Annotated in this window: 24 protein-coding genes; 12 read left to right on the top strand and 12 right to left on the bottom strand. The window is 70.5% G+C overall.

Features of this window, described 5'->3' with window-relative positions; translation table 11 throughout:
* The first annotated feature begins 133 nt into the window (after positions 1 to 133).
* The 5 genes from kdpF to MBA17_RS15355 are packed head-to-tail and all read left to right on the top strand — an operon-like array spanning position 134 to position 7,465.
* Positions 134 to 223 carry a K(+)-transporting ATPase subunit F gene (gene kdpF, locus MBA17_RS50415; RefSeq protein WP_238497126.1) on the top strand — a complete coding sequence of 30 codons (90 nt, stop codon included), beginning with the start codon at positions 134 to 136 and terminating at the stop codon, positions 221 to 223.
* Positions 224 to 1,885: a potassium-transporting ATPase subunit KdpA gene (kdpA, locus tag MBA17_RS15370; RefSeq protein ID WP_238497125.1), complete on the top strand. Its 1,662-nt coding sequence runs from the start codon at positions 224 to 226 to the stop codon at positions 1,883 to 1,885.
* A gap of 1 nt (position 1,886) precedes the next feature.
* Positions 1,887 to 4,052: a potassium-transporting ATPase subunit KdpB gene (gene kdpB, locus MBA17_RS15365; protein ID WP_238497124.1), complete on the top strand. Its 2,166-nt coding sequence runs from the start codon at positions 1,887 to 1,889 to the stop codon at positions 4,050 to 4,052.
* A complete protein-coding gene (locus tag MBA17_RS15360) occupies positions 4,053 to 4,928 on the top strand; it encodes a potassium-transporting ATPase subunit C (RefSeq protein WP_238497123.1) in 876 nt (291 codons plus the stop codon).
* A gap of 5 nt (positions 4,929 to 4,933) precedes the next feature.
* Positions 4,934 to 7,465, top strand: coding sequence for a sensor histidine kinase (locus tag MBA17_RS15355; protein ID WP_238497122.1), 2,532 nt, complete (start codon positions 4,934 to 4,936; stop codon positions 7,463 to 7,465).
* A gap of 162 nt (positions 7,466 to 7,627) precedes the next feature.
* On the opposite strand, the gene MBA17_RS15350 is transcribed toward MBA17_RS15355, so the two are convergent.
* The gene (locus tag MBA17_RS15350; protein WP_238497121.1) at positions 7,628 to 8,371 is read right to left on the bottom strand and encodes a TetR/AcrR family transcriptional regulator; all 744 of its coding nucleotides are present in this window, start codon (positions 8,369 to 8,371) and stop codon (positions 7,628 to 7,630) included.
* Between the two features lie 139 nt (positions 8,372 to 8,510).
* On the opposite strand from MBA17_RS15350, the gene MBA17_RS15345 reads away from it, so the two are divergent.
* Together MBA17_RS15345 and MBA17_RS15340 are read left to right on the top strand one after the other, a co-directional pair.
* The gene (locus MBA17_RS15345) at positions 8,511 to 9,452 is read left to right on the top strand and encodes an ATP-binding cassette domain-containing protein (protein WP_238497120.1); all 942 of its coding nucleotides are present in this window, start codon (positions 8,511 to 8,513) and stop codon (positions 9,450 to 9,452) included.
* The gene (locus tag MBA17_RS15340) at positions 9,449 to 10,273 is read left to right on the top strand and encodes an ABC transporter permease (RefSeq protein ID WP_238497119.1); all 825 of its coding nucleotides are present in this window, start codon (positions 9,449 to 9,451) and stop codon (positions 10,271 to 10,273) included. Before MBA17_RS15345 ends, MBA17_RS15340 begins: the two co-directional genes overlap by 4 nt.
* 25 nt (positions 10,274 to 10,298) lie before the next feature.
* Here MBA17_RS15340 and MBA17_RS15335 read toward each other — a convergent pair whose 3' ends face one another.
* Both MBA17_RS15335 and MBA17_RS15330 read right to left on the bottom strand, forming a co-directional pair.
* Positions 10,299 to 10,748 (bottom strand): nucleotide triphosphate diphosphatase NUDT15, encoded by a 450-nt coding sequence (locus MBA17_RS15335; protein ID WP_238497118.1) that lies wholly within the window; start codon positions 10,746 to 10,748, stop codon positions 10,299 to 10,301.
* Positions 10,745 to 11,983, bottom strand: coding sequence for a hypothetical protein (locus MBA17_RS15330; RefSeq protein ID WP_238497117.1), 1,239 nt, complete (start codon positions 11,981 to 11,983; stop codon positions 10,745 to 10,747). Before MBA17_RS15330 ends, MBA17_RS15335 begins: the two co-directional genes overlap by 4 nt.
* A gap of 27 nt (positions 11,984 to 12,010) precedes the next feature.
* Here MBA17_RS15330 and MBA17_RS15325 point away from each other — a divergent pair, with 27 nt between their 5' ends.
* The gene (locus MBA17_RS15325; RefSeq protein ID WP_238497116.1) at positions 12,011 to 12,265 is read left to right on the top strand and encodes a phosphopantetheine-binding protein; all 255 of its coding nucleotides are present in this window, start codon (positions 12,011 to 12,013) and stop codon (positions 12,263 to 12,265) included.
* Between the two features lie 64 nt (positions 12,266 to 12,329).
* Here the strand turns inward: MBA17_RS15325 and MBA17_RS15320 are convergent, their stop codons facing one another.
* The 3 genes from MBA17_RS15320 to MBA17_RS15310 are packed head-to-tail and all read right to left on the bottom strand — an operon-like array spanning position 12,330 to position 15,783.
* Entirely contained in the window at positions 12,330 to 13,727 is a 1,398-nt protein-coding gene (locus tag MBA17_RS15320; RefSeq protein ID WP_238497115.1) for an amidase, read from the bottom strand.
* A gap of 20 nt (positions 13,728 to 13,747) precedes the next feature.
* Positions 13,748 to 14,680 (bottom strand): TauD/TfdA family dioxygenase, encoded by a 933-nt coding sequence (locus MBA17_RS15315; protein WP_238497114.1) that lies wholly within the window; start codon positions 14,678 to 14,680, stop codon positions 13,748 to 13,750.
* A complete protein-coding gene (locus tag MBA17_RS15310; RefSeq protein WP_238497113.1) occupies positions 14,677 to 15,783 on the bottom strand; it encodes a glycosyltransferase family protein in 1,107 nt (368 codons plus the stop codon). The genes MBA17_RS15315 and MBA17_RS15310 overlap by 4 nt, the downstream gene beginning before the upstream one ends.
* Here MBA17_RS15310 and MBA17_RS15305 point away from each other — a divergent pair.
* Genes MBA17_RS15305 through MBA17_RS15290 form a run of 4 tightly spaced genes read left to right on the top strand, consistent with a single transcriptional unit; the run spans position 15,783 to position 20,070 of the window.
* Complete coding sequence (locus tag MBA17_RS15305) at positions 15,783 to 16,766, top strand: ABC transporter ATP-binding protein (RefSeq protein WP_238497112.1); 984 nt, start codon at positions 15,783 to 15,785, stop codon at positions 16,764 to 16,766. The genes MBA17_RS15310 and MBA17_RS15305 overlap by 1 nt on opposite strands.
* Complete coding sequence (locus MBA17_RS15300) at positions 16,763 to 17,545, top strand: ABC transporter permease (RefSeq protein WP_238497111.1); 783 nt, start codon at positions 16,763 to 16,765, stop codon at positions 17,543 to 17,545. The genes MBA17_RS15305 and MBA17_RS15300 overlap by 4 nt, the downstream gene beginning before the upstream one ends.
* Positions 17,538 to 18,347, top strand: coding sequence for an ABC transporter permease (locus MBA17_RS15295; RefSeq protein ID WP_238497110.1), 810 nt, complete (start codon positions 17,538 to 17,540; stop codon positions 18,345 to 18,347). Before MBA17_RS15300 ends, MBA17_RS15295 begins: the two co-directional genes overlap by 8 nt.
* 10 nt (positions 18,348 to 18,357) lie before the next feature.
* Positions 18,358 to 20,070 carry an asparagine synthetase B family protein gene (locus tag MBA17_RS15290; protein ID WP_238497109.1) on the top strand — a complete coding sequence of 571 codons (1,713 nt, stop codon included), beginning with the start codon at positions 18,358 to 18,360 and terminating at the stop codon, positions 20,068 to 20,070.
* Positions 20,071 to 20,074: 4 nt separating this feature from the next.
* Here MBA17_RS15290 and MBA17_RS15285 read toward each other — a convergent pair whose 3' ends face one another.
* From MBA17_RS15285 to MBA17_RS15260, 6 genes are read right to left on the bottom strand one after another with little or no spacing between them, the layout of a single operon-like run.
* A complete protein-coding gene (locus MBA17_RS15285) occupies positions 20,075 to 21,466 on the bottom strand; it encodes a class I adenylate-forming enzyme family protein (protein ID WP_238497108.1) in 1,392 nt (463 codons plus the stop codon).
* Positions 21,463 to 22,740: a non-ribosomal peptide synthetase domain-containing protein gene (locus MBA17_RS15280; protein ID WP_238497107.1), complete on the bottom strand. Its 1,278-nt coding sequence runs from the start codon at positions 22,738 to 22,740 to the stop codon at positions 21,463 to 21,465. Before MBA17_RS15280 ends, MBA17_RS15285 begins: the two co-directional genes overlap by 4 nt.
* Positions 22,737 to 23,978, bottom strand: coding sequence for a hypothetical protein (locus MBA17_RS15275; RefSeq protein WP_238497106.1), 1,242 nt, complete (start codon positions 23,976 to 23,978; stop codon positions 22,737 to 22,739). Before MBA17_RS15275 ends, MBA17_RS15280 begins: the two co-directional genes overlap by 4 nt.
* Positions 23,975 to 24,997 (bottom strand): Gfo/Idh/MocA family protein, encoded by a 1,023-nt coding sequence (locus MBA17_RS15270; protein WP_238497105.1) that lies wholly within the window; start codon positions 24,995 to 24,997, stop codon positions 23,975 to 23,977. The genes MBA17_RS15275 and MBA17_RS15270 overlap by 4 nt, the downstream gene beginning before the upstream one ends.
* Entirely contained in the window at positions 24,994 to 25,809 is an 816-nt protein-coding gene (locus MBA17_RS15265; RefSeq protein ID WP_238497104.1) for a sugar phosphate isomerase/epimerase family protein, read from the bottom strand. The genes MBA17_RS15270 and MBA17_RS15265 overlap by 4 nt, the downstream gene beginning before the upstream one ends.
* Complete coding sequence (locus MBA17_RS15260; RefSeq protein ID WP_274385417.1) at positions 25,806 to 26,843, bottom strand: Gfo/Idh/MocA family protein; 1,038 nt, start codon at positions 26,841 to 26,843, stop codon at positions 25,806 to 25,808. Before MBA17_RS15260 ends, MBA17_RS15265 begins: the two co-directional genes overlap by 4 nt.
* Positions 26,844 to 26,893: the final 50 nt, after the last annotated feature.

The following is a 26,893-nucleotide window of genomic DNA, read 5'->3' as shown; positions in this document are numbered from 1 at the left end:
GTGGCCGCCTGTCCGGATGGGCCAAGCCGGTAGTTCGTAATTGAGGAGCAGAGATGGCCGACGTCATCTTCGTCGTCCTGACGGTCGCGATCTTCGTGGTCTTCGGGTTCGTGGTGAAGGCGGTGGAGCGCCTGTGAGCGCGATCAACGCCACCGGTCTGGTGGTCGTCACCGGCCTGGTGATCTTCATGGTCGCGGCCCTGCTGTTCCCGGAGCGTTTCTAGATGAGCACGACAGCCGCGGGGATCGTATTCATCGCGTCCCTGATCATCGCGCTGGGCCTGGTGCACAAGCCGTTCGGCGACTACATGCACCGGGTCTACAGCGGCGTCAGGCACACCATGGCCGAACGCGCCGTCTACCGCCTGCTGGGCGTCCAGCCGGACACCCAGCAGCGGTGGACCGTCTACGCCCGCGGCGTGCTGGCCTTCTCGGTCGTCTCCATCCTGTTCGTGTACGGCATGCAGCGCCTGCAGGACAAGCTGGTCCTGAGCCTCGGATTCCCCCCGGTGACCGACCACGTCGCGTGGAACACCGCGGTCAGCTTCGTGACCAACACCAACTGGCAGGCGTACTCGGGCGAGTCCACGATGGGCCACCTGGTGCAGATGGCGGCCCTCGCCGTACAGAACTTCGTGTCCGCCTCGGTCGGCATGGCCGTCGCGATCGCGCTGGTCCGGGGCTTCGCCAGGAACCGCTCCGACACGCTCGGCAACTTCTGGGTGGACCTGGTCAGGGGCACGATCCGGATCCTGTTGCCGATCGCGTTCGTCGGCGCGCTGGTCCTGGTGGCCGGCGGTCTGGTGCAGAACTTCGTCGGCCCGCACGAGGTGACCACCCTCACCGGCGACGTGCAGAACATGACCGGTGGCCCGGTGGCCAGCCAGGAGGTCATCAAGGAACTCGGCACCAACGGCGGCGGCTTCTACAACACCAACTCCGCCCACCCGTTCGAGAACGCCACCACCTGGACCAACTGGTTCGAGATCGTCCTCATCCTGCTGATCCCGTTCGCCCTGCCGCGCACCTTCGGCAAGATGGTCGGCCAGGTCAGGCAGGGCTACGCGATCCTCGCCGTGATGGCTGCCATCGCCGTCGCCGGTGTCGTGCTGACCAACGTCTTCGAACTGTCGGGCCACGCCACCGTGCCGCAGGCCGTGGGCGCCTCCATGGAGGGCAAGGACGTGCGGTTCGGCGTCGCCAACTCGGCGACCTTCGCCGCCGCCACCACGCTGACCAGCACCGGCGCGGTGAACTCCGCCCACGACTCCTACACCCCGCTGGGCGGCATGATGACGCTGGTCAACATGATGCTGGGCGAGGTCGCGCCGGGCGGGGTCGGCTCCGGCCTGTACGGCATGCTGGTGCTCGCCGTGATCACCGTCTTCGTGGCGGGGCTGATGGTCGGCCGTACGCCGGAGTACCTGGGCAAGCGGATCGGCGCCAGGGAGATCAAGCTGGCCTCGATGTACTTCCTGGTCACCCCGCTCCTGGTGCTCACCGGCACGGCGGTGGCGATGGGCAACGAGGCCGGCCGGGCGGCGATGCTGAACACCGGGCCGCACGGGTTCTCCGAGATCCTGTACGCGTTCACCAGCGCGTCGAACAACAACGGCTCGGCGTTCGCCGGGGTCACCGTCAACACACCGTGGTACGACGTGGCACTCGGCCTGTGCATGGCCTTCGGCCGGTTCCTGCCGATCATCTTCGTGCTCGCCCTCGCCGGTTCCCTGGCCGGTCAGGCACCGGCGCCCGAGTCGGCCGGCACCCTTCCCACCCACCGGCCGCAGTTCGTCGGCATGGTCATCGGCGTGACGATCATCCTGGTCGCGCTGACCTTCCTGCCCGCACTCGCGCTCGGCCCACTCGCAGAAGGACTCTCCTGATATGTCCGCCCCCGTGCCGGGACGCTCTCCCGAGGCGCGAAACGACAACAGGGTCGGCGGCGGGCTCCTCGACCCCAGGCAACTGATCACGTCGCTGCCCGAGGCGATCAAGAAGCTCAACCCGGTCACGTTGTGGCGCAACCCGGTCATGCTCATCGTCGAGATCGGCGCGCTGGCCACCACCGTCCTGGCCGCGACCAGCGAGCCCTCGTTCTTCGCCTGGGCCGTCGTGGTCTGGCTGTGGCTCACCGTCGTGTTCGCCAACCTCGCCGAGGCGGTCGCCGAAGGACGGGGCAAGGCCCAGGCCGCGACGCTGCGCGCGGCCAAGCGCGACGCCACCGCCCGCCGCCTGCGCCCCAGGGCCGACACGCCCGCCAGGGCCGGCACACCCGCCTGGGACGCATCCGCCTGGGACACGGTCGCCGCCGCCGAGCTGAGGCAGGGCGACTTCGTGGTCGTCGAGGCCGGCGAGATCGTCCCCGGCGACGGTGACGTGGTCGAGGGCATCGCCAGCGTGGACGAGTCGGCCATCACCGGAGAGTCGGCCCCGGTCATCAGGGAGTCGGGCGGCGACCGTTCGGCGGTGACCGGGGGCACGAAGGTGCTCAGCGACCGGATCGTCGTGCAGATCACCCAGCGGCCGGGCGAGAGCTTCATCGACCGCATGATCGCCCTGGTCGAGGGCGCGGACCGGCAGAAGACGCCGAACGAGATCGCGCTCAACATCCTGCTCGCCGCCCTGACCGTCATCTTCCTGGTCGCCACCGCCACCATGCAGCCACTGGCGATCTACGCCAAGGAGCAGAACCCCGGCGTGCCCGACTCGCTCGCGCTCACCGCGGACGGGGTCACCGGGGTGGTGCTGGTCTCGCTGCTGGTCTGCCTCATCCCGACCACGATCGGGGCGTTGCTGTCGGCGATCGGCATCGCCGGCATGGACCGGCTCGTGCAGCGCAACGTGCTGGCGATGAGCGGCCGCGCGGTCGAGGCCGCCGGGGACGTCAGCACCCTGCTGCTGGACAAGACCGGCACGATCACCCTGGGCAACCGGCAGGCCACCGAGTTCGCCGCGGTCCCGGGGGTTCCCGTGCTGGAACTGGCCCGCGCGGCGCAACTGGCGAGCCTCGCCGACGCGACCCCGGAGGGCCGCTCGATCGTGGTCTACGCCAAGCAGGCGTACGGCCTGCGTGAACGGGAGCCCGGCGAGCTGGCCGGCGCCGGCTGGGTGCCGTTCACCGCCCAGACCCGGATGTCAGGCGTCGACCTGGATGGCCGCGAGGTTCGGAAGGGGGCCGCGACCGCCGTCATGAAGTGGGTGCGCGAGGCCGGCGGTCATCCCACCGCCGACGTCGGCGCCCTGGTGGACGGCATCTCCGCGTCCGGCGGTACCCCGCTTGTGGTCGGCGAGATCCGCGACGGCACGGCTCGCGTCCTCGGGGTCGTCCATCTCAAGGACGTCGTCAAGCAGGGCATGCGGGAACGGTTCGACGAGATGCGCCGGATGGGCATCAGAACCGTGATGATCACCGGTGACAACCCGATGACCGCCAAGGCCATCGCCACCGAGGCGGGTGTGGACGACTTCCTCGCCGAGGCCACGCCCGAGGACAAGCTCACCCTGATCAGGAAGGAGCAGCAGGGCGGCCGGCTGGTCGCGATGACCGGCGACGGCACCAACGACGCCCCCGCGCTCGCCCAGGCGGACGTCGGCGTGGCCATGAACACCGGGACCAGCGCCGCCAAGGAGGCCGGCAACATGGTCGACCTCGACTCCAACCCCACCAAGCTCATCGAGATCGTGGAGATCGGCAAGCAGCTCCTGATCACCCGCGGCGCGCTGACCACCTTCTCCATCGCCAACGACGTCGCCAAGTACTTCGCGATCATCCCGGCGATGTTCGCGGCGGTGTACCCGGGCCTGGACGCGCTCAACATCATGCGCCTGACCAGCCCGCAGTCGGCGATCCTGGCGGCGGTCGTCTTCAACGCGATCATCATCGTGGCGCTGATCCCGCTCGCCCTGCGCGGGGTCCGCTACCGGCCCGCCGGCGCCGCCAAGCTGCTCAGCCGCAACCTGTACGTCTACGGCCTGGGCGGCATCGTCGCCCCCTTCATCGGCATCAAACTCATCGACCTTCTCATCCAGTTCCTGCCGGGGATGTCATAAATGGAACGCCTGCCAAGCTGGATCCGTCAGCATCTCGCCGCGATCCGCGCCCTCGTCGTCCTGACCCTCGTCCTCGGCGGGCTCTACCCCCTCGCCGTGACCGGCGTCGCCCAGGTCGTCTTCAACGACAACGCCGGCGGCTCCGTGCTGCGGAAGGACGGCCGGGCCGTCGGCAGCGCCCTCATCGGCCAGAACTTCACCGGCAAGGACGGCGCCCCCGTCCGGACGTACTTCCAGAGCCGCCCCTCCGTGGCCGGCGACGGATACGACATGCTCTCCACCGCGGCCAGCAACCTCGGCCCCGAGGACGTCCTGGACACGCTGCCCGTGCCCGGCAAGACGGATGACGAGGGCGAACCCGAGGAGGGCAGGCAGTCGCTGCTCACCCAGGTGTGCGCCCGGTCCGAGGCCGTCGGCGAACGGGAGGGCGTCTCCGGTGCCAGGCCGTACTGCACCGCGGACGGCGTCGGCGCGGTGCTGAAGGTCTTCCCGGCCGTCGGCGCCCCGACCAGGGCGGTGAGCGTCAACCAGGCGTGCCCGGCCACCCCGTTCATCACCGCATACCAGGGGATCAAGGTCGAATGCGGCAGGCCGGGCGAGGACTACGCCGCCGGCCGTACCGTGCCCGTCCGCGGCGACGTCACCGAGGTGCCGGTGCCCCCGGACGCGGTCACCGCCAGCGGCTCCGGCCTCGACCCGCACATCTCGGTCGCGTACGCCGCCCTGCAGGCCCCCCGGGTGGCCAGGGAACGCGGCCTCGACCTCGGCGTCGTGCGGACGCTCATCGACGCCAACACCACCGGCCGCGCACTCGGCTTCATGGGCCAACCGGCGGTCAACGTGCTGGAACTCAACCTGGCCCTCGACAGGGAGTGATCGACGTGCCACGCGGGCGGCTACGGGTCTACCTGGGGGCGGCGCCCGGGGTCGGCAAGACCTTCGCGATGCTCGGCGAGGGACGCCGGGCGATGGGGCGGGGCAGAGACGTGGTCGTGGGTCTGGTCGAGACCCACGGCCGCCCCCGCACCGCCGAACTGCTCGCCGACATGGAGATCATCCCGCGCCGGACCCTGACCTACCGGGGGGTCGACTTCACCGAGCTCGACACCGAGGCGGTCATCGCGCGCAGGCCCAGGATCGCCCTGATCGACGAGCTGGCGCACACCAACGTGCCCGGCTCCCGCAACACCAAGCGCTGGCAGGACATCGAGGAGATCCTCGACGCCGGCATCGACGTCATCTCCACCGTCAACATCCAGCACCTGGAGTCCGTCAACGACGTCGTGGAGCAGATCACCGAAGTCCCCCAGCGCGAGACCGTGCCGGACGAGGTCGTACGGCGGGCCGCCCAGATCGAGCTGGTGGACATGTCACCCGAGGCGCTGCGCCGCCGGCTCGCCCACGGCAACGTCTACGCGCCGGGCAAGGTCGACGCCGCGCTGTCGAACTACTTCCGCGAAGGCAACCTGACCGCGCTGCGCGAACTCGCGCTGCTCTGGGTCGCGGGAAAGGTCGACGACCAGCTCGACCGCTACCGGGCCGAGCACGGGATCGCCACGACCTGGGAGACCCGCGAGCGGGTCGTGGTCGCCCTGACCGGCGGCCCCGAAGGCGACACCCTGGTACGGCGGGCGGCGCGCATCGCCGCCCGGAGCAAGGGGGCCGACCTGCTGGCGGTCCACGTCACCCGGGCCGACGGGCTCACCGGCGGCGACCCGGTCAACCTGACCCGCCATCGGGCGCTGGTGGAGAGCCTGGGCGGCACCTACCACCAGGTCGTCGGCGACGACATCCCGCGCGCGCTGCTCGACTTCGCCCGCGGCGTCAACGCCACCCAGCTGGTCCTCGGCGCCTCCCGGCGCGGCCGGTTCGCCCAGACGCTCTTCCGCGGGGTGGGGGTCACCACCACGGCGCTGTCCGGTTCGATCGACGTCCACATGATCACCCATGCGGAGGTGAGCAGGGGACTCAGCCGCCCCGCGCAGTCACGGGCGGCGTTGGCTCCCGCGCGCAGGCTCGCCGGCTGGGTGGGCGCGGTCGCCGGACTGCCGCTGCTCACCGCCGTCCTGGTCCCGTTCCGGGAATCCCTGGGGCTGCCCAGCGAGATCCTGCTCTTCCTGCTCATGGTCGTCGGCGTCGCGCTCGTCGGCGGCATGTGGCCCGCCCTCACCGCGGCCGTCGGCGGCTCTCTCCTGCTCAACTACTACTTCACGCCCCCCATCCACACCCTGACGATCGCCGACCCGGAGCACCTCTTCGCCCTCGGCGTCTTCATCCTCGTCGCGGCCGTGGTGAGCGCGACGGTCGACCTGGCGGCCCGCCGTTCCAGGGAGGCCGCACGCGCCGGCGCGGACGCCGAGGTGCTGTCCACGCTGGCGGGCCACGTCCTGCGCGGGGACGCCGCGCTGCCGTCGCTGCTGGCGCGGGTGCGCGAGACGTTCGCGCTGGCCTCGGTCACCCTCCTCGAACGGACCAGGCCGCCCAGCCCCGACGATCGGTCGGAACCCGACGCGTGGCGGATCGTCGCCACCTCCGGCGGGCCGCCCTCCTCCTGCCCCGGCGTCGCCGACACCGACGTCGTCATCGACGAGCAGCTGGTCCTCGCCGCACACGGGCGGCTGCTGGCGGCCTCCGACCGGAGGGTGCTGGAGGCGTTCGCCGCCGAGGCCGCGGTCGCCCTGCGGCAGGAACGGCTGGCGGAGGAGGCCGAGCAGGCCAGGCCGCTGGCCGAGGCCGACAGGATGCGCACCGCGCTCCTCGCCGCCGTCAGCCACGACCTGCGCACGCCGCTCGCCTCGGCCAAGGCCGCCGTGGAGAGCCTGCGCGACACCGGCATCGACTGGTCCGCGGAGGATCGCGCGGAACTGCTCGCGACCGCCTGGGAATCGCTGGCCAAACTGGACCGGCTGGTCGCGAACCTGCTGGACATGAGCCGCCTGCAGGCCGGAGTACTGGGGCCGGCCCTCCAGCCCGTGGCCGTGGAGGAGATCCTGCCGCGGGCGATCGACGGCCTCGGCCCGCTCGGCGACGTCGTCGAAGACGTCATCCCCGAGGAGCTCCCCCCGGTCGTCGCCGACCCGGACCTCCTCGAACGGGTGCTGGCCAACCTGATGTCCAACGCGGTCCGCCACAACCCGGCCGGCGAACACGTCCTGGTCACCGCCAGCCGGCACGGCGAGCACGTCGAGGTCCGGATCATCGACCGCGGTCCCGGCATCCCGCCCGAGGCCCACAATCAGGTCTTCCTGCCGTTCCAGCGCCTCGGCGACCGTGACACCCACTCCGGGGTCGGCCTCGGCCTCGCGCTCTCCCGCGGCCTGGCCGAGGCGATGGGCGGCACCCTCGTCCCGGACGAGACGCCGGGCGGAGGTCTCACCATGATCCTCAGTCTGCCCATCGCCACCCCCTCGTGACACGCGCGTCCTGGTCACCACGGCTCGCCGTCGCCTCGCGCGCCGGATCGCCTTCGGCAACCGCGGCCGGCTCGACACCATACGGCCTGAGCGGTGCGCCAGACCGGCCCTGTACGCCGGGCCTGTGCGCCGGGCCGTACGGCGTGATCCACCGGACGGGCGCTACGCGCGGCGGGCGATCAGCGCCTCGATGCCGTCGAGCAGGAGGTCGAGGCCGAAGCGGAAGTCGGCGTCGTCGGTCCAGTTCTCGGCTCCCCGGAAGACGCCGGACCGCACCGCCGCCGACAGGGCGGGATAGCCCTCGGGGTCGAGGACCTCGGCGAGCATCTCGCCGTAGTCGCCGGCTCCCTGGATCCCTGCCTCGTCGAAGCGGGCGTTCCCGAGGCTCATCCCGTGTACGAGCGTGGCGTCGGTCAGCGCGTAGCCGGTGAGGGCGGTCGCGGCGTTGAACTTCTCGCCCTCGTCAAGCGTCGTGTCGGCGAGCGCGGCGAGGGCGCGATCCAGCCAGTACATCCGCCGCGGGCCCATCGGGGGGACGAGACGGTCTACGGAGAGCAGCCACGATCGTTCGAGCAGGAAGTCGCGGTTGGCCCGGGTCCACGTGGCGAGGTAGTCGCGCCAGGACAGGCCGCCCCGCTCGGGCGGCTCGGGGATGGCGGCGTCGACCATGGCGTCCAGCAACTCATCCTTGCTGCCGACATAGCGGTACAGCGCCATCGTCGTCACGCCCACCCGGGAGGCGACGCTGCCCATCGAGACCCCGGCGAGCCCTTCCGCGTCGGCGATCTCGATGGCGCCGGCGGTGATCTTCGCCAGGTCCAGTCGCGGCTGCGGTCCCCGGCGCGACGTCGGCTCGCGCCCCCACATCCGGGCCACGGCGGGGGGCAGGCGGCGCTGCTCTGCCATCGAACTCCTCCAGGTTGGGACCGGATGTCGCCTGCCAGTCTGCCCGCTCCCGGCCGTCCACCGCCCTTCGGACTGTGTACGTGATATATCTTAATCTGTGTAGCTCATACACTGTACCTTGCACACAGAAAGGAAAGACATGCACGACGTTGCGATCCGCGCCCGTGGTCTGAGCAAGTCCTTCGGCGGCACACCGGTGCTCACCGGCGTAGATCTGACCGTGCCGGCAGGCTCGCTGCTGGCCCTCCTCGGACCGAACGGCTCCGGAAAGACGACGACGGTCCGGATTCTCACCACGTTGCTCGCGGCGGACGGCGGCACCGCCACGGTGGGCGGCCACGACGTCGCACGGGAGAGCGTCGCCGTACGTCGGACGATCGGCCTGACGGCCCAGCAGGCCACCGTGGACGACCTGCTCACCGGGCGGGAGAACCTGGAGCTGTTCGGCGGCCTGTACCACCTGGGCGGGCGGGCGGCTCGACGACGGGCAGGCGAGCTTCTCGACCGCTTCGATCTCAGCGCCGCCGCGAACCGCCGCGTCGCGACCTACTCCGGCGGGATGCGCCGCCGTCTGGATCTCGCGGCGAGCATGGTAGCCGCGCCGCGGATTCTCTTCTTGGACGAGCCCACCACCGGCCTCGACCCGCGCAGCCGGGCGGAGCTGTGGACCGTGATCCGCGAACTGCTCGCCGCCGGCACCACCATTCTGCTGACCACCCAGTATCTGGAGGAGGCCGACCAGCTCGCCGACCGCATCGCGGTGATCGACAACGGCCGCGTCGCCGCCGACGACACACCGGCCGCCCTGAAACGCCAGGTGGGCTCCGAGCGCCTGGCACTGCGCCTGGCACGGGCCGAGGACGTCCCCCGGGCCGGCGCCGCCCTGTCCGCCGGCCCGGGAGACGCCGCCGGACTGCGTCTCGACGCGGACGCGCGGGAGGTCACCCTGGCTGGCCAGGGCCCTGACCACCTGCGCCGCACGCTCGACGTACTGCACCGGGCGGGCATCCCCGTCGAGCACGTCGACCTGCGGACCCCCACGTTGGACGACGTCTTCTTCGAGCTCACGGCGGCGGCATGAGCGCCGTCGGCACCGCGGCCCGCACCGGGACCGACCGGGAGCCGGGCACCTCCCGCTGGACCTCGGCGGGCGATCTGCGCCGTCTCGTCGTCCGTGCCCTGCGCCACGAGGCGCGAACGCCCGACGCCCTCATCGTGAACATCGCCCTGCCGGTGCTGATCATGGTCGTCTTCGTCTACGTCTTCGGCGGCGCGATCACCACCGGGTCCAGCGGCCTGACCTACATCGACTTCGTCGTCCCCGCCGTGCTGCTCATGTCAGGCGGGTACGGCGCGGCCCTGACCGCCGCGAACATCGCCACCGACATGACCGGCGGAATGATCGACCGCTTCCGGACGCTGCCCGTCAGCAGCTGGGTGGTTCCCGCCGGCCACGTCATCGCCTCGGTGATCCGTAACGTGGTGGCCACCGTGATCGCGCTGATCGCGGCGATCGCCCTGGGTTTCCGGTCCGGCGCCACGGTCACCGAGTGGGCGCTGGTGCTGGCACTCGTCGTCGGATACGTCCTGGCGCTGTCGGCGATCGCGGCACTCTGGGGGTTGTTCGTCAAGTCCGTCCAGGCGGCCGGCGCGCTCAGCTTCATCGTGCTCTTCCTCCCCTACCTCTCCGACGGCGTGGTCCCGGCGGAGACCATGCCGAGCGTGCTGCGCGCCTTCGCCGAGAACCAGCCGATCACGCCGATGGTGGAGACGCTGCGCGCGCTGCTCCTCGGCCTGCCCATGGGCGACGCCGGATGGCTCACCGCCCTCTGGCTCACCGCCGGAGTGGTGATCAGCGTCCCCGTCGCGGCGGTGCTGTTCCGGCGCCGGACCTCGGCCTGAAGAGGGCTCGCGTACGGCGAGGGCCTCAGGGCCTCGCGGGTGGGCGAGCGGTGACGGCGATCGAGTACATCGCCCAGCCCTCGGCGGCGGCCCGGCCCCGCCACGCGGCGAGGACGGCGGCGCTGGCCGGGAAGAGGGGGCCCGGCAGCGAGTCCGGCTGGACCCAGATCCAGCGCTCGAAGACGTGCGGTTCCGGGGTCGTGGCGACGGCGTCCTGCGCGCTCAGTCTCGCCACCACCCCGGCGGTCACCGTCGCCGTGTCCGACAACGCGACCGTGAAGACGCGGGGGGAGGTCACCTCGCGAATGCCGGTCTCCTCGGCGATCTCGCGCAGCGCGGCGGATTCGAAGGACTCGCCGGGTTCCACATGGCCGCCGGGGAGACACCAGGAATGGGGCGCGCCCGCCTTGATCCGGTAGCCGATCAGCAGTGCGCCGTCCGCACGCAGCAGGATCGCGCCGACGCCGATGCTCATCCGAGCCCTTCCAGTTCACGTAGCGCGGAGTCCGCCGCGTAGTGGCCGCTGATCATCGCAGCTACTATGCCCCGAAACAGCCCGCACGCGTCACCGGCGACCCAGGCGGGAATGTCGAGGAGCCGGAGGTCGCCGTCGACCTCCGGGTACCAGCCGACGCCTTCGAGCGTGGGACCGATCAGCCGGGTTCCGCCATCGCGCAGCGCCGGGTAGGCGTCGGCGAGCCGGGTCAGGCCACGCAGCATGATCTCGCGCAGCTCGGGCCCGTACACGCGGTCGAAGGTCTCCACCGTCTCCTCGCGTGCCGCCATGGGCAGGTCGAAGAAGGAGTCCTCGTCCGCCATGGCGGCCAGCGCGGGTGCGATGGCCTGCGCCGCCACGGCCTCGTCCAGGATGCGCGTGTTGAACCCGACGTTGGAGCGTCCGGTCGGCGGGCAGTCGGAGCGCCCGGAGACGGTCCACAGGCCCTGGGTCTCGGTGAGCGCGGTCTCGCCGTCGCGACAGGCGCAGAACGTGCGCCATTCCACGCCGCCGTCCCCCTCGCGGAAGCGGAGCTTGGGGTCGAGCTGCTTCATATCGCGGAAGAACGCCCGGCCGGCCGGTTGCTCGATGCGGAATCCGACCTCCAGGCGGCGGAAGGAACGCTCCCAGCTCAGGCCGAGCGGGCCGAGCGGGCCGAATCTGCCTCCGGCCAGGAGCAGCCTGCGTGCTGCCAGCTCGGAGTCGCCCAGGGTCAGCGTGAACGTGTCGGTGGCGCGCTGGTACTCGGCCTTCACCACCTCGGTCTCGGTGAGGAGGGTGGCGTCCGTGGCCGCGACCATGTCGCCGGTGAGCTTCAGGCGCGCGCTCAGGGAGAGGTAGTCGGAGGGGTAGTCCTTGAGCACCCACTCACCCGTGCCGACCGTGTACGCGGTGGGGTCGTCGGGGAAGGGCGGGGTGTCCAGGCCGTAGGAGCGCAGCAGCTCACAGGTCCAGACGTAGGCGGCACGCAGATCCGAGTCGCGCGGCAACGTCCACAGCTCGCTCGCCGACGGAAAGAAGGAGAATTTCCCGTCCGAAAACAATCCGGCGCCGCCGTGGCCACGTGTCATGTCGGCCGGGGCGTCGCGGTCGCGCTCGGCGACGAATTTCCCGCCGTCTATGAGCGCGACGCCGTATCCTTTTCCGGCGAATCTTCCTGCTGCCGCGAGTCCCGCGGGCCCGGCGCCGATAATGGCCAAGTCGAAGGCGTCCACAATTCTCCCATGGGTTAAAGTGACGGCATGCCAGAGACCATATTCCCCGAACAATTCATCGCCACGATCCGGGCACATCTGAAATTGCTCTCCGCGGACGTCACCATCACCCCGGATCTCGACCTAGTGGCGGCCGGGCTCGACTCGCTGGCCATGGTCAGCCTGCTGATGGACCTGGAAGAGAGCCTTGAAATAACCATTCCCGACAGCAAGTTGAACTGGGAGACGTTCAGAACTCCTCAGTCTCTCTGGGCGACCGTCACGGAACTCAAAGCGGCCTAGAAACTTAAGGCGACCTGATGCTTAAGGCGACCTGAGACTTGAGGCGACCTGAGACTTGAGCGGCCTAGAACCACATCGCCGGGTGCCGATCCGACCATGGGCTGTCCGCCTCCAGGGCCGACGCGACGGCCAGCACGGTGGCGTCGGCCCCCGGCTGCCCGGCGAGCATGACCCCGATCGGGAGCCCGTCGTGGCTCCACCCCATGGGCAGCGACACCGCCGGCTGGCCCGTCAGGTTGTACGGAGAGCAGAACGGCGAGAACTCCCGCTGCCGTTCCAGCTGGTCAGCGGGATCGTCGGGCGTCGTGAAGTAGCCGATCGGCGCCGACACGCGCGCCAGCGTAGGCGTCAGCACGAGATCGACGTCGGCCAGCGCGCGCATCGCCGACCTGGCCGCGTTCTGCAACTGCCCCAGCATGCCGAGCACGGTCCAGGCGGAGACCGAAGACGCGCGCTCGCGCACGAAACGGGTGAGCGGGTGCAGCAGCTTCTCCCGTTCCGGTGACAGCGGGTTGGCCGCCAGCACCCCGAAGACCTGGTCCAGCAGCGGCCCCACCGAAGGGTCGAACGGCGGGTCGATGTCGATCACCTCGTGCCCGAGCGCGTCGAGCAGCTTGCTCGTCTCCTCCCAGACCCGCAGCACCTCGGGGTCCACGATGGACTCCGCCACCAGCGGCTGAGCGTGCCTGCCCACCCGCAGCGGCCGCATCGGGCGGCCGAGCGCGGCCAGGAACGACCCTTCCGGCGGGGGCGGGGGCGGCAGGTGCGGCTCGCCCGGCATCGGCACGGCCATCGCGTCGAGCAGGGCGGCCACATCGGCGACGGTACGGCCGAGCGGCCCGTTGATCGGCAGCCCGAACATCCCGGAATGCAGCGGGCCATGGCTGACGACGCCCCTGGTCGGCTTCATCCCCACCAGCCCGCAGAGCGCGGCGGGCACGCGCAGCGAACCGCCGCCGTCCGACCCCTGGGCGGCCGGCGCCAACCCCGCGGCCACGGCGGCGCCCGCCCCGCCTGACGAACCGCCGGCGCTGAGGCTGGTACGCCATGGATTACGGGTCGGCGGCCCCAGGGTCTCGCACGACAGCAGGACACCGAACTCACTGGTCGCCGTCTTGCCCAGGCCGATCGTCCCCGCCCGGCGCAGCAGCGTGACGACGTCGGCGTCGAAGGTCGGCACGTTGCCGGCCAGCACCTTGGAGCCGAACATCGTGCGTACCCCCGCTGTCGCGGTGAGGTCCTTGAAACACATCGGCACGCCGTGCAGCGGCGGCAGATCGTCCGCGTCTGATCGCATGACGAGCTTTTCCGCGTCGCGGGCGGCGGCGCGCGCGGAATCCTCGGTAACGGTCACGAAAGCGGCTATCTGCTTGTCGGCAACACTTATCCGGGAAAGGTAATGCTCGACGAGTTCCACCGGCGAGACGGTTCGCTCGCGAACGGCCGCCGATTGTTCGAGCATCGTTAAATCGTGAAGTTCGCTCATGCCGGCATCGTAGCGCGCGTCATCGCCACATATACCGAACGCGGACCCGAATAACTGTCCCGCCCGTGCATGGTCGCCTGATTATCGAGCACCACGAGATCTCCGGCCTGCCATGGCTCCGCATGGGCGATATTCCGCGAAACCCGGGAAATCTCCCTGATGAATTCGCCGGGCACCGGAGTGCCGTCGCCATAGGTGACGTCGTGCGGCAGCTTTCCGTTGTACATCTTTTCGAGCACGGCTCTGGCCCGGGGCGATCCCACGTTCGACGGGTGCCATTGATCCGCCTGATTGAACCAGATTCGCCGGTCCCCGAGCGGATGCCGGCGCGTCGCCGTACGCTCGCGGACCAGGACGAGCACGTCGTCGGGCTCCCAGGAATGACTCAGGTCGCGCCCCGCCAGCCGTTCCTCGCAGGTGTCGCGGTCGTCGGTCTCGAACGTCTCCCGCCAGGTCCTGCCCAGGCCGCCCGCCCGCGCCAGCCGCTGGACGTAACGCAGGCCGCGTGCCTCGAACTCGGCCACGATCTCCGGTGGCAGGCTCGCGAGCAGCTCGCCCGCGTCGCACAGCGGCGTGGCCCCGCCCTCGCGAGCAGGCCTGCCGCACAGGAAGAACAGCAGGTCGGGCACTTCGCGTTCGTACGACAGCTCCTGGTGCAAGGTGATGGCGGCGGACGGCGGGAACTCCGTGGAGGTGTAGACGTTGCCGCCGAGCTGGGTCCGCGGTGAGTTGCCGCCGAGGTAGGACATCGGCTCCAGCCCCAGCAGTTCGAACAGCTCGGCCAGGTCGTGGTCCCGACCGAGGTCGAAGCCGCGCAGGAGGACCGGGGCCTCCGCCAGCCCGCGCCTGTCCGCCAGGACCTTCTCGAGCTCGGCGGCGCAGCCGTCCATCGACGTGTCCGACGACGGCTGGATCTTCCGTGGGATCATGTGTCCTCTTCCTGTCCCGCCGGCGGGACGACCAGCGAGCGGTAGGCGTCGTACAGCTCGCGGCCCGCTTCGGCCCACGTGTAGAGCTCGGGCCTGCCCGCCGGCTGCTGAATGTCGAAGGCCCGTTCCAGGACCGCGGGCCGCATCCCGCCCTCGTAGGTGTGCACCCACGCGCCGCCCACGGTGTCGAGCAGGTCGACGGCGACGCCACGGTGCGGCATGAGAACGGGACGGTCGAAGGAAAGGCTCAGCAGCACGCTCGCCGAATTGAGTGCGAACGACGTGCCGAGAACAAAGCAGTTTCCGGCCCGAATGTAATGCTGTATCCCCTCCTCCGGGACGAACGCGAGGTCCGCGCGTGCGCGCGGCGTTCTTCCGCACTCCAGGCGAATCCGGCGGTCCAGCTCCTCATTCGCGGGATTTCCCGCGACCAGCAGGAAGGTGTCGTCCCTGCGGCCGGCCACCTCTCGATAACATCGCAGGAGCTGGGGAATGTTCTTGTACGGCCGGACCGCCCCCAAGACGACGGCGACACGCGCATTCTCGGGCAGATTCAGCACCTCCCTCGACTCGGCCATCGACAGTTCGTCGTCGGGATAGACCCCGCGATAGCAGCCGGTCGGCACGACCCGCAGATCGGCGTCGTTGATCGCCGGATATTCGAGCAGGAACTGGCCGAGCGAGGTGTACGACGGGGAGATCACCTGGTCGACCAGGCGGCTGAACTGCGTGACGAATCCGGTGACCACGCCGAAGCGGTCGACCTCGTGCGGGCGGATGTTGTTGGCCGTCCACACGATTTTCGCGCCGTGCCCCTTGGCGAGCTTCAACTCGGCCAGCACCCGGGCGCAGTCCGCAACGGTCCTGGCGATATGGCAGTCTCGTCGGATGAGCCACTCAGGCCAGTAGACATGAACAATGTCCCATTTCTCGCGCAGCAACGCCGCCGTCGAATACGGCTCGACCTCGATCGGCCCGGCCCGGCCGATGGCTTCATACATGAGCGGCAGGTCGGGATTTCCACCGGCCTCGCTTGAAAGGTGCGCTGCGAGGATTCGCAAAGGGCGTGACGGCATATGTACATCCTTTCCCGGGAGTTCCAATGATTATCGCGGAGAATCTCGTCAAGGAGTTTTCCCGGCCTGCCCGCTCGACCGGGCCCTTCGGCGGGATCAGGTCGCTTTTCACGACCCGGCGGGTGGTCACCCGGGCGGTGGACGGTGTCAGCCTGACCGTCGAGGCCGGCGAGATGGTGGGCTACATCGGCCCCAACGGCGCGGGCAAATCCACCACCATCAAGATGCTCACGGGTGTGCTGGTGCCGACCTCAGGCAGGATCGAGGTCAACGGGCTGGTCCCCTGGCGTCACCGCCAGGCCAACGCACGGACCATCGGCGCGGTCTTCGGGCAGCGTACGCAGTTGTGGCAGGACCTGCCGCTCCGCGACTCGTTCGAGTTGATCGCCAAGCTCTACGGCATGGAGCGCCCGCACTACCGGTCGAGGCTGGCCAGGTTCACCGAACTGCTCGACCTCGGGAGCTTCATCGACACTCCGGTGCGTTCGCTCTCCCTGGGCCAGCGCATGCGCGGCGACCTCGTCGCGGCCATGCTGTACGAACCGCCGCTGCTCTACCTGGACGAGCCGACCGTCGGCCTGGACGTGGTGGCCAAGGCGAGAATCCGGGACTTCATCTCCTTTCTCAACGCGGAGACCGGCACCACCGTCCTGCTCACCACGCACGACATCGCCGACGTGGAACGGCTGTGCCACCGGGTGGTCGTCATCGACGGCGGCTCGGTGGTCTATGACGGCGACCTTGAGGCGCTCAGGCAGCGGCATCTCCCCTACCGGGAGCTCACCGTCACCGTGCAGCTCCCGTTCCCCGAGTGGGACGTCCCGGGCATCCAGCTCGTGGACACCGCCGTCCACGACGGGCAGGCGACCATCAGCGTGCGTTACGACCCCCTGCGGATCAGCACTCCCGAGGCCATCAGCCGGATCACCGCGCAGCTCTCCGTGGTCGACCTGACCGTCCAGGAACCCGACCTGGAGCAGGTCATCCACCAGATCTACACGGCCCGATGAGGGTGGCCGTGGTCATGCTGGGCGCGAAGTCGGTGCTGATCTACCGGTCGGACGTCTTCATCGGCGTCATCGGCCTCGCCTTGCGCGTCGTCCTGGTCTACCTCGTCTGGCGCGCGCTCTACGACACCGAGACCAGCGTGTCCGGGGTCTCGCTCAACGACGCGGTCGGTTACGCCATCCTGGGCGCGATCTTCAACGTGACGTTCCAGCCGTGGCATTTCTCCAGCCTGATGAGCCGCGTGTACGACGGCAACGTGGTCTTCGACCTCATCAGGCCGGTCGGCCTGCTCACCCTGTCGCTGGGTCAGCAGCTCGGCGCCACGCTGGCCGGATTCCCCCGGGCCTTGATCGGCATCGCGGTCGGGCTGACGATCCAGGCCGTGCCGCCGCCCGCCGGGGTGGTCACGACGCTGGCGTTCGTCGTCAGCTCCCTGCTCGGCATGGCCGTCGCCCTGCTGTGCAACCTGCTCGTCTCCTTGACGGCGTTCTGGACCACGGAGATCTACGGAGCGATCATGGTCTACCACATGGCCGCCGCGTTCTGCTCGGGCGCGCTGATCCCGCTGTGGTTCATGCCGGACGCGCTGGGCGCCGTGCTGCGGTACCTGCCCTTCAGCGCGCAGGTGTTCACGCCGCTGTCGATCTACTTCGACCCATCCCCCGGGCCGCACACGCTGGCCGCGATCGGAGTCCAGGTGGCCTGGGTGGTCCTCCTGGCGTACCTGAGCCGGCTGGTGTGGAAACGCGCCCTGCGTCGGGTGGTCATCAACGGTGGCTAGACCGATCTCCCCGCTCAGGGCTTATCTCGTGCTGCAACGCGCCGCGTGGAAGGCGAGCTTCGCCTACCGCGGCAACACCGCCAACATGATCATCGGCGTGGCGGCCGTCCAGGGCGTGCAACTGCTGTTCATCGGCGTGCTGCTGGACCGGTTCGGCGCCATCGCCGGCTGGTCGACCCCCGAGATCGCGCTGCTGTACGGCATGCGGCTGACCGCGCACGGCGTGTGCACCACGTGCTTCGGTCAGCACGCCGCCGTCTCCATCATGCTCAGGGAGGGGTACTACGACCGCTTCCTGCTCCGGCCGGTGAACCCGTTCGTCCAGGTGCTGACCGCTCGCTTCAACCTCGGCACACTCGGCGACCTGGGACTCGGGCTGACGATTCTCATCGTCGCGGCGCAGGTGGCGCCGGTGCGCTGGACGCCGGTCTCGGTCCTGTTCTTGACCGCCGCGATGATCGGTGGTGGGCTGGTCGAAGCCGGCGTGCAGATCGCGCTCTCCGGGCTGAGCTTCCGGTTGCCCATGCTCAGCGCCAAGGCGTCGGTCAACACCATGCTCACCGACTTCGGGACCTACCCGATGCCGGTCTTCGGGCGCGCGGGCGCCTACGCACTGACCTTCGTGCTCCCTCTGGCGTTCGTCGCCTATCTGCCCTGCACGGTCCTTCTCGGGCGCACGGGTGAGCTGTTCGTGCCGGTCTGGCTGGCCTACGGGGCGCCTCTGGCCGGCCCCGCGCTGCTCTACGCCGGCTATCGGTTCTTCGCCTACCAGTCGCGCCACTACGTCAGCACCGGAAACTGAAGGAGCCAGCATGATCGCCTTCTTGGTCAGAATCGGCGAACCCGTCGCCGCGGACAAGCAGGACCTCGACGCCTGGGTGCGCCGCTATCCGCTCCTGGCGGACCGGCCGGTCCGCCGGTGGGCGTCCGAGGACGGCCGCGCCTCCTGCCACTGGGTCTCACACGATGAGGACCAGCTCGGCGGGGTCACCTACACGGCCGCGGCTCAGGGGGCCTTCGCCCTGTTCGGGGGCCGTCCCGTCCGATGGCGGAACGGCGAGGCCGACGGCCGCGACAGCATCGACGCCCGCGGCTACCTGGCGGACCCGGCCGAGTGGGCGGCCGAGCTCGACGGGCGATACTGCGTGGTCCGCGCCGACGTCCGGGCCGTCCAGGTGCTGAGCGACGCGGTCGGGCTCCAGCCGCTGTACCGGTCGGAGCGTGACGGCTCGGTCCTGATCAGCAATATGGCGAGCCTGGTCACCCCTCCCAACGCCGGCCAGGGCGTGCGGCCGTTGGCCTGTCTGCTGGCCACCGGATGGGGCATGACCGGCGAGCCGCTGGCCGAGGGGGTGGACCGGATCCCGCCGGGCGCGCTGGTCACCTTCGCGCGGGACGGCTCACACACCGTCAAGACGTACGGCCCCGCCTACCGTGAGATCTTCGCCGCCAAGCCCGACTACGACGAGGCCGCTCGCCTGATGGTCTCGCTGGCGCGCGCGTTCGCGGATTGGCCGGGGCGGCCGCGGCTGCTCGCGCTGAGCGGCGGTCGCGACTCGCGGGTGATCGCGGCGGCGCTGCGCCGCGCGGAGGTCACCCCGTCGGCGATCACCGTGGCGTTCTCCGGCCAGATGGGCTACCCGGCCACCGGAGACGTGCTGCTCGGCAACAGGATCGCCGGGCAGCTCGGCCTGGAGCACACGATACGCACGGTCGGGGTCAACGCCGCTCTCTACAGCAGGCTTCCGTCCGTCCTCGACGTCCTGCGCCTCACCTCGCCGGGAACCACGGCGCTGAACGACATCATGGACATCAAGCTTGAGAAGGTCCACGGCCCGCTGCCCCTGATGTTCGACGGCGTGGCGGGCGAGATCGCCAGAGGCGGGTTCGAGTCCTACCTCGAAGGTGACCCGCTGCGCGGGACGACCGTGGACGAGATGACCGACGCGATCCTCGGCATGGTCGTCATGGGGAACCCGGCGCCGCTGGTGAACGCGGAGGCGATGGCGTTGCTGCGCGCCTGGGTGCACGAGTTCGTCAGCACCCAGGTCGACGAGGGCGTCAAGCTGGAGGACGTCCCCGACGCGCTGCACCTGCACCGGCAGGCGACCTGGCATGGGCCGAACGTCACCAACCGCGAGCACCGCGAGGACGCCGTCTCCATGATGCTCTCGCCGAAGTTGTGGCCGCACATGCTGGGCACACCGGCCCGCGACCGCACCTCCGGCGTCTTCCACCGCGAACTGCTCGATCTTCTCGGCCCCGAACTGGCGGTGTTCCCCTACCAGACGGCCGCGGCCTCCTGGATACCTGAGCAGGGGTTCCAGGACCTCTCCGACCCCATCGAGCCGATCCTCGACGCGACCCGTGGCGCGGTCGCGAGCCACTCCGGCCACGCCGCCTGGGCGGTCCTGGACCGCGAGCGCGTGGGGCGGCTCCTCGGCACCCCCGCGCAGGAGATCCGCGGCCCGGCCCGCTTCCAGCTGTGGAACCTGGCCACGCTCTTCTGCGACGCGGCGGCATAGGACGTCACGGACGCGAGCGGCCCTGACCGGAGGCCAGGGCCGCCAGGACATCCGCTCGCGTCTTGCCGTTCTGGGTGCGGCGCAGCGAGTCCACAAAACGCCATCTCCTCGGTACGGCAGGCACCGGCAGCGACCTCAGGCAGTGCGCGACGAGCTCCTTGGCCGACGGTTCCGCCCCCTCGCGGGCGACGACCAGCCCGACCAGCCGCCTGCCGAAGTCCTCGTCCGCGACCGCCACGACCGCGGCGTCGGCCACCTGAGGATGGCCGGCGATCGCGGTGGTGACGTCGTTGAGATACACGTTCTCGCCGCCGACCAGGACCATGTCGTCGGATCGTCCGGCCAGGTAGAGGTAGCCGTCGGCGTCCATCCAGCCGAGGTCGCCGACGGTGCGGAAGGACGGCGGAGCGCCTCGCGCGCCGTGCCGGCTCGGCAGGGTGCGCAGGTGCACGGTCCCGACCGTGCCGGTGGGCGCGAGCCTGCCCAGGTCGTCGAGGATCCTGACGTGGCAGCAGAAGCCCTTGCCCACGGTGCCGGGCCGGGCGAGCCACTCGTCGCCTCGGCACAGGGTCACGCCGATCCCCTCCGTGGCCGCGTACATCTCGTAGATCCGCTCGGCCCCCAGCGCCTCGATCCAGGCCCGTTTGGTGTCCGGCGGGCACGGCCCGCCGGTGTGCAGCGCCGCTTGGAGACCGGACCAGGTCGCGGACCGGCCCAGGTGCGGCTGGAGCAGACGCATGTGCGTGGGCGTGAGCTGCGTCCAGCCGATCCGTTCCGTACCGATGATCTCCGCCACGGCCTTCGGGTCGAAGACCTCGGTCAGGATCGCCGTGCCGGCGTCGGCGAGCGCGGACACCAGGCACGTGAAGGCCGCCGAATGCGTCAGCGTGCCCGCGATGAAGGAACGCTGGCCGGTCCGCCAGCCGCAGCGGGTGTACATCAGCGGCGGCGGTCCCGCGCCCTGGAACGGGAAGCGGACCAGCTTGGGCGCGCCTGTCGTGCCTCCGGTGGGCAGCAGATACGCCGGGGCGGCGCGTCCGCCCGGCCCCCGCCCGGCGACGGTGACCGCCTCGCCCTCGACCACCCAGCGCACCGGATGGCTCGGCTCCGTCCTGCTCGGCCAGCCCTGGTGCCGCTCGACAGGCAGGACGTCGGCGCCCAGCGCCGAGGCGGCGAGCAGCGAGATCACGTGCGTGAGGCCGCGCCCCAGCTCGACGATGACCAGGTCAGGCGAGCCGTGGCGGCTCAGCAGTGCCACGCGCGCTTCGACGTCGGCGTGGAGCTCACGCCAGGTGCGCCTGGCGACCGCTCCGCCGGCCTGGTAGAGGACGAGGGCCTCGCGGTCCGGGATCCGCGCCGCGTGCGTCCGTATGATCGTGTGCAGGCCCGTGCTCATCCCGCCGAACCCACGCTCATGTGGACGTCGCCGCATGACGCGGCCAGGTCGATCAGCGCGCGAACCTGCGCGGAGGTGTCCCCCGTCCGAGGCCAGGAGACGCCGTCCACGACGAGCGTCAGGGCGCCGGAGGACTCCTTGACGTCGAACTGCGTCCGATAGACGTCGGGGAACCCGTCGAGGTTCGTGGTCTCCTGCCGAGGCTCGGCGTTCCAGTCGAACAGGTCGGGAATGACGTGGTAGTTCAGGTAGACCAGGCCGTTGACCCTGGTGCCGCCCAGGGACTCGGCCACGTCGCGCTGCATCCGGTCGAAGGACGACGGGTCATAGACGCACCTGCGGTAGGAGCTCACGCAGGACGCCCAGCTCTCCTTCATGAAGCGTTCCATGGTCCAGCCGGGGTCCACCCGGACGGGGGTGACCGTGGCCAGGGTGTTGGTCGCGATGTACGTGGCGCCGCGCACCGGGGTCGGCATCCGGAACAGCGTCCTGACCAGGACGGTGCCGAAGCCGTACGCGCGTGCGACGAGCAAGGTGATCAGCGCGGTCAGCACGCCGCCCTTGGGCGTGTCGTAGAGCTGGGAGAGGCGGTCGACGCACGCTTTGAGCGTGGCCGACCTGGCCGTGGTCCGGGTGGCCGGGGACCCGGGCTCGCGCACGACCTGCCATGGCTCGGCCCCGGTCAGGTCGGCCCGCATGTGCGCGAGGTTGCGTGCGCTCAGCTCCTGCCTGCGCGGGCTCGCCTCGAGCTCGGCGACCGCCAGCGGGGCGACCGCCGGTGGCAGGGCGGTCGGCGGCGCGCCGCCGACCAGCGCCTGGTACTCCTCGGCCAGGCGGGCGACCCCGTAACCGTCGACGACCAGGTGAGAGGTGACGAGCAGGGATCCCCAGCGCTCGTCGGGACGCCGGTAGAGCAGGCAGATCGGCGGGTCGGATTCGGGGACGAGGGTGGCACGCCCGGTCAGGTAGCGACTGTGGATCCTGAGGAGGTTGGCCGCCGGCGCCACCGGTGCGGACGCCTGCCTGATGTCGAGGCCCGCGTCGTCGTCCACCGTCTGCCCGGCCTGGCCGTCCAGCGAGAATCTGGTCCGCAGGATCGCGTGCCGCGCCTCCAGCGTGCGGAGCGCGGACGTCGCGACGGCCGCGCTCTCCGCTCCGCCCGCGGGACCCAGGTCCCTGATCATGACCAGGTGCGCCAGGTCGCCGCCGATCGCGGCGACCCAGTTGACCAGATCGGCCTGCCCCCAGGTGAGCGCGCCCGACGTGGTGGTCAACTCGCCACCTGCCGATCACCCATCCGATCGAGCATCGACTCCAGCGCGTCGGCCACCTGGGCCGACCCCGCGTAGCCGCCCGCGAAGCGGCGGATCGCGGCGTCCTGCGCGGCGTGCAGCCGCCCGCTGTCGCGCCGTACCAGGCGCATGGCCCCGGCGACCTCCGACACCATGCGCGACCAGACCTCGCTGCGCGTGCGGAAGTGGTGGCTCAGCCGCTCGGCGACCGCCAGCGTCTGCGTCAGGATGTCGCCGTCCCCCGGCGCTTCCCCGTCGGGGTCGACCAGCGCGTGCGGGAACGCGCCCGCCACCGCGCACCGTGCGATCTCGCGGTAGTTGGCCAGATGGCCGTAGTGCTGCTCGGGCAGCAGGATCAGGGGCGCGCCGTAGGCGGCGCACTCCAGCGCGGTCGTCAGGCCGGGCGGCGCGAGGCAGGCCAGCGACGTGTTCATGGCGCCCAGGATCGCGCCGTGGTCCAGCGGGGTGAGCTGGATCCTGCCTGGCACGACGGCCTTGTCGAGGATGACGGGGTTGCCGGCCAGCACGATCGGCTCGTCGGCGCCGGCGGCCCGCGCCGCCTCCGCCAGCAGGGCGCCGACCACCTCGACCCAGACGAGCGCCGATTCCACCGGGAGCAGCGGATTGACCATGCCGCTCGTGGTCGCCAGCCACTGGTTCCTGGGGGCGGGGGCGCGGTGTGAGACGTCGACGATCGCGTCGACCAGCCGTACGCATCGCAGCCCGGGCAGGCTGGTGAGCCGTGGCCCCGCCTGGGGTGCGCGCTGCGCGCACGTCAGGTCGCTCAGGTAGTGCGCGATGTACTGGCTGTCGTGCAGCGGCACCGACCTCAGGGCGTCGAGCCCGCCCGACGAGAGCAGGTAGGCGGCGGTCTTCTGCAGGTCGGCCTCCTGCTCGGGAGCCCACTGCCAGAACCAGTAGAGGCTGTCCACGTACATGCAGGGGACGTCGTTCAGGCGCGCCCACAGCGGCAGGAAGGGGTCCATCACGCTGACGGCCGCGTCGAACCCGTCACGCGCGATCGAGGAGAGCCCGGCCATCGAGTCGACCTCGGTGATCGAGGCGAACGTGCCCGCGTTGACCTTGGCGAAGGTGAGCGCGGACTTCTCGCCCGCGAAGTGGCACTCGACCCCTCGACCGGCCAGTTCCACGCAGACGGCGTGCAGCTTGGACGCCGGGCCGAAGCCGAACGCCTCGGCGGTGACGAGCACCTTGGTCATGTCCGTGCGCTCTCTGCCGCGCCGTAGATCTGTTCGAGGAGCTCGATCATGCCGAGCGCCGTACGCGCGTCGGCCACCAGCGGCGCTCCGGTCTCGACGGCGGCGGCGAAGTTGGCGATCTGGCGGCGGTGCGAGATGCCGTAGTAGTCGATGCCGGGGGCGGGCCCGGTCTGGTCGGCGGTCTGCTCTTCAGCGTGCTCGGCCGATGCGACGCCCTCCGTGGCACGATGCAGCGTGCTGGGGTGGTCGAGGTCGAAGCAGACGGCCCCCTCGCTGCCGGTCAGCTCCAGCCGGGTACGCCAGAGGGTGTCGCTCGCGACGGTGACGTTGAGCGTGACCGGTGTGGGGCCCGCCAGCAGGAGGGCGCTCAGCGTGTCCTCCGTCTCGATCACGTCCGCCAGCCGGCGGCGCCCCGCGATCGCCGCCTTGACCTCCAGTTCGCCGAGCAGGAACCGGGTCACGTCCAGGCAGTGGTAACCCTGGTTCACCAGGGCCGAGCCGCCTTCGCCCGCCCAGGTGCCGCGCCAGTAGCTGTCGGCGTAGTAGTCGGCCGGCCGGGACGCCTCAAGTGACACCTGGGCGAACAGCAGCGTGCCGAGCCGCCCCTCGCGCAGCCAGCGGGCGACCGAGACGACCAGCGGGTCGTAGCGGTGCTGTGACACGACCGAAAGCACCAGACCGCGCTGTTCCGCCAGTTTGACCAGGCGCTCGCCGTCCTGCCTCGACAGCGCCAGCGGTTTCTCCACCAGGACGTGCTTGCCGGCCAGCAGCGCCTGTTCGGTCAGGACGTGGTGCTGCGCGTGGTCGACGGCGACCGAGACGCTCGTCACGGCGGGGTCGGCGAGCACCTCCTCGACGGCGGCCGTCGCCCTGCCCAGGCCGAACTCGGCGGCGAAGCCGGCGGCCCTGCCGGGGTCGCGGTCGCACGCCCACGCCACGTCCCAGCCGGGCAGGGCGCGGAAGCCGTCGACGTGGTTGGGCGCCACGCGGCCGCAGCCGATGATCGCGTGGATGGTCATCGGTAGTCCTTCATGTACTCGAGGAACTGCGGCAGCGCGATCTCCGGCTCGGCGAGCTCGGGGTTCCAGTACTTCTCCCACTCCAGGGAGACCCAGCCATCGAAATCTCTCCCGCCCAGCCAGCTCAGCACGTCAGGGATCGGCAGCTCTCCTTCGCCCATGAGAACGTAGGACCACCTGCCGTTCTTCTTGATCATGTCCTTGACCTGCAGGTAGAACAGCCAGGGACGGATGTTCCGCCACGTGGTCGCCGCGTCCTCGTCCTCCAGGTACGGGTTGCCGAGGTCCCACTGCACCCCTGCTTCGGGGAAGTCGACGCCGCTGAGCGCCTCGGCCACGAATCGGCTGCACGACTTTCCGCGGATGCCGGGTGCGTCCCGCGAGTCGTGCAACTCCATCGCCAGCCGTACGCCGGTCTCGCGCAGGTCGGGGCGCAGGCTCCGCAGGGCCTCCCGCAACCACTCGGCGGCGCCGGCTTCGGGTGCGAAGGCTCCGGGGAACACGCGCAGGTACGTCGCGCCGAACGCCTCGGCCAGGCGCAGCATGGCGCGGGTCTCGGCCAGCACCCGGTCGCGGTCCGGGCCGGGCCGCGCCGCGAGGTCGATGCTGCTGTCCAGGGCCGGTACGGCCAGCCCGGCCGCGGCGCACGCCCGGCCGATCCGCGTGGCCTGATCGCGCGGGAAGGCCGGGTCGATGATGCGGCCGTCGACCAGCCGCCACTCGATGCCGTCGAAGCCGTACCGTGCCGCGGCCTCGACCGCCTGGCTCCAGGTCCAGCCGGGGCTGCCCAGCGTGCTGAATGCGAGCTTCACGCGACACTCCTTATCGCTCCGCGGCACCGTTCCAGGACGGCGATCTGCCGCCTGACGCTCTCGGGGGTGATGTCCGGCGGCCGGCCGTCCCGGAGGGTGGCGTGCAGACTCCGGTACAGCCGCACGTGACTCGACACGTACGTCTCGGCGGGTAGCCGGCACTCCTCCTCGACCCACGGCAGGTCCTCGGTGTTGTAGCCGCGATCCTCGGGCGGCTCGCTGCTGACCTTGCGGGCGTCGAGCAGCTCGGGGTCGAGGTAGCGCCAGCGCAGGTGGTTCGCGCCGCCGGTGAGGCTGCCGCGCGTCCCCATCACCAGCCACTGGTCCTGCGGGTAGGCGCAGGCATTGGTGAACTCCAGGTCGACCAGCGGGCGTCCCTCGGCGGAAAGGAGGATCTTGGCGTGGTCCTCGGCGTCGCCGAGGCTGAGCGGCGTGCGCGCCAGCGAGCAGGTGACCTCCACGTCCGCCTCGCCCAGCAGCAGCAGCGCCTGGTCGACGATGTGGCTGGCGTCGTTGTGCAGCATGCCGCCGCCGAACTCGGTCAGCGTCTGCCAGTCCCAGCGCCGCCTGAAGGCGTGCCGCCGGATGTCGATCTGGATGATCTCGCCGAGCTTTCCCGAGGCGACGACCTCGCGGACCTTGACGAAGTCGGCCGTGTACCTGAGGTTCTGGGCGGCGGTCAGCAGCCGGTCCGCCCGCCTGGCCGCGGCGAACATGTCATCGGCCTCGGCGAGCGAAAGCGAGAAGGGCTTCTCCACCAGCACGTGTCTGCCGTGCTCCAGCGCCTGGACGGCGTGCGCCGCGTGCAGATGGCTGGGCGACGCCACCACGACCAGTTCGACATCGTCGTCGGCGACCAGGCCCGCGGGCGAGGAATAGGCGGCGCAGCCGAACTCGTCGGCCGCCTGTTCGGCCCGTTCTTTGATCGGGTCGGTCGCGGCGACGATCTGAAACTGCGCCGGGAGTCTGGCCATTGCCGTCGCATGCAGACCCCAGCCGGAACGGCCCAAGCCTATGACACCTACTTTAATCAAGACAGCACGCCCTTCTGAAAACGTGGCGGACAACCTAAACCATGCGAGAC

Source organism: Dolomitihabitans soli (assembly GCF_022213955.1).
GTDB classification, from domain to species: Bacteria; Actinomycetota; Actinomycetes; order Streptosporangiales; family Streptosporangiaceae; genus Streptosporangium_A; species Streptosporangium_A soli.
This window is presented reverse-complemented; position numbering and strand designations above follow the sequence as displayed.

Coding starts and splice junctions, on each gene's coding strand:
- MBA17_RS15305 (WP_238497112.1), top strand. CDS start 15,783: ATGATTATCGCGGAGAATCTCGTCAAGGAGTTTTCCCGGCCTGCCCGC.
- MBA17_RS15340 (WP_238497119.1), top strand. CDS start 9,449: ATGAGCGCCGTCGGCACCGCGGCCCGCACCGGGACCGACCGGGAGCCG.
- MBA17_RS15360 (WP_238497123.1), top strand. CDS start 4,053: ATGGAACGCCTGCCAAGCTGGATCCGTCAGCATCTCGCCGCGATCCGC.
- MBA17_RS15275 (WP_238497106.1), bottom strand. CDS start 23,978: ATGACCAAGGTGCTCGTCACCGCCGAGGCGTTCGGCTTCGGCCCGGCG.
- MBA17_RS15300 (WP_238497111.1), top strand. CDS start 16,763: ATGAGGGTGGCCGTGGTCATGCTGGGCGCGAAGTCGGTGCTGATCTAC.
- kdpA (WP_238497125.1), top strand. CDS start 224: ATGAGCACGACAGCCGCGGGGATCGTATTCATCGCGTCCCTGATCATC.
- MBA17_RS15345 (WP_238497120.1), top strand. CDS start 8,511: ATGCACGACGTTGCGATCCGCGCCCGTGGTCTGAGCAAGTCCTTCGGC.
- MBA17_RS15320 (WP_238497115.1), bottom strand. CDS start 13,727: ATGCTCGAACAATCGGCGGCCGTTCGCGAGCGAACCGTCTCGCCGGTG.
- MBA17_RS15270 (WP_238497105.1), bottom strand. CDS start 24,997: ATGACCATCCACGCGATCATCGGCTGCGGCCGCGTGGCGCCCAACCAC.
- MBA17_RS15350 (WP_238497121.1), bottom strand. CDS start 8,371: ATGGCAGAGCAGCGCCGCCTGCCCCCCGCCGTGGCCCGGATGTGGGGG.
- MBA17_RS15290 (WP_238497109.1), top strand. CDS start 18,358: ATGATCGCCTTCTTGGTCAGAATCGGCGAACCCGTCGCCGCGGACAAG.
- MBA17_RS15285 (WP_238497108.1), bottom strand. CDS start 21,466: ATGAGCACGGGCCTGCACACGATCATACGGACGCACGCGGCGCGGATC.
- MBA17_RS15335 (WP_238497118.1), bottom strand. CDS start 10,748: ATGAGCATCGGCGTCGGCGCGATCCTGCTGCGTGCGGACGGCGCACTG.
- MBA17_RS15325 (WP_238497116.1), top strand. CDS start 12,011: ATGCCAGAGACCATATTCCCCGAACAATTCATCGCCACGATCCGGGCA.
- kdpB (WP_238497124.1), top strand. CDS start 1,887: ATGTCCGCCCCCGTGCCGGGACGCTCTCCCGAGGCGCGAAACGACAAC.
- MBA17_RS15315 (WP_238497114.1), bottom strand. CDS start 14,680: ATGATCCCACGGAAGATCCAGCCGTCGTCGGACACGTCGATGGACGGC.